Genomic DNA, 1,019 nt, shown 5'->3' with positions numbered 1-1,019 from the left:
TGACTTCGAAGCCGGTCGCGCTGATGCTCGCCGACATGGGCGTCACGAAGAGCCACTCGAGGCCGCACGTCTCGAACGACAACCCGTTCTCCGAGCCGCACTTCAAGACGATGAAGTACCGGCCCGATTTCCCGGAACGCTTCGGCTCCATGGAGGACGGGCGCGCGCACTGCGCCGACTTCTTCCGCTGGTACAACACCGAGCACCGCCACGGCGGACTCGGCCTGGTGACGCCGCACGACGTTCACCACGGCCTCGCGGCCGCCCGACTCGAGGCACGCGACGTGGTCCTCGCGGCCGCGTTCGCCGCCCGGCCCGAGCGGTTCCCCGCCGGCGCCCCGTCGGCGGGCGCGGTTCCGAGCGAGGTCTGGATTAACAAGCCGCAGCAGCCTTCACGCACAGAGGAGACGCATCAGTAAACTCAGCAGCGCGCTGTCTCATTCTCGTTGACAGGTTCCGAACTCGCCGCCTACCTGGTCCATCTCCTCCGGCTCGCCGGGACTGAGATGCCTCTCTTCGAGCCCGCCGCGCTCGAGGCGATCCACCACGCGACGAGCGGCCTGCCGCGCAAGGTGAACCTGCTCGCCCACCACGCGCTCACCGCCGCAGTGCTCGGGAAGGTCGGCGCCGACCTCGTCCTCGACGAGGCGCTACCCGAGGCCAACCGGATCGCTTCCGTCGCTCTCCGCGCCCGCATTACCGTCTGGATCGCGGCCCCTCAACTCGTCCTCTCCCTTCGCTGCGCCGCCGGCATCACCCGCCGAGGATCTCGCCCATCCGCCGCGCTGCTCGCCCGTCTCCCTGCGATCCCGTGGCTGCGCTCACACTGCGCCGCCTCAAGCCACCCGGTGACGAACGGCAGATCACGCTCCTGTAGGCACCCCGGCCGCTTGTAAGTCCTCGCCGTAGCCCGTCGTGACGGGATGCCGCGCGAGCGCGACGCTCGCGGGCATGGATACGGAGACGACGAAGGCGGCGGCCCAGATCCGGGCGGAGGTCCGCGCGCTGGGGACGCGGGG

Annotated in this window: 2 protein-coding genes; both read left to right on the top strand. The window is 70.2% G+C overall.

Going from position 1 to position 1,019, the window contains the following annotated elements; all coding sequences use genetic code 11:
• A partial coding sequence (locus tag MNZ27_RS23235) for an integrase core domain-containing protein (protein WP_242396434.1) occupies positions 1-419 on the top strand: 419 nt, incomplete at its 5' end.
• Between the two features lie 87 nt (positions 420-506).
• Positions 507-896, top strand: coding sequence for a hypothetical protein (locus tag MNZ27_RS23230; protein ID WP_242396433.1), 390 nt, complete (start codon positions 507-509; stop codon positions 894-896).
• Positions 897-1,019 lie beyond the last annotated feature (123 nt).

It is taken from the genome of Anaeromyxobacter oryzisoli (assembly GCF_022690765.1).
Classification (GTDB): Bacteria; Myxococcota; Myxococcia; order Myxococcales; family Anaeromyxobacteraceae; genus Anaeromyxobacter; species Anaeromyxobacter oryzisoli.
The sequence above is the reverse complement of the archived record's forward strand: the minus strand, read 5'-3'. Positions and strand labels throughout refer to the sequence as shown.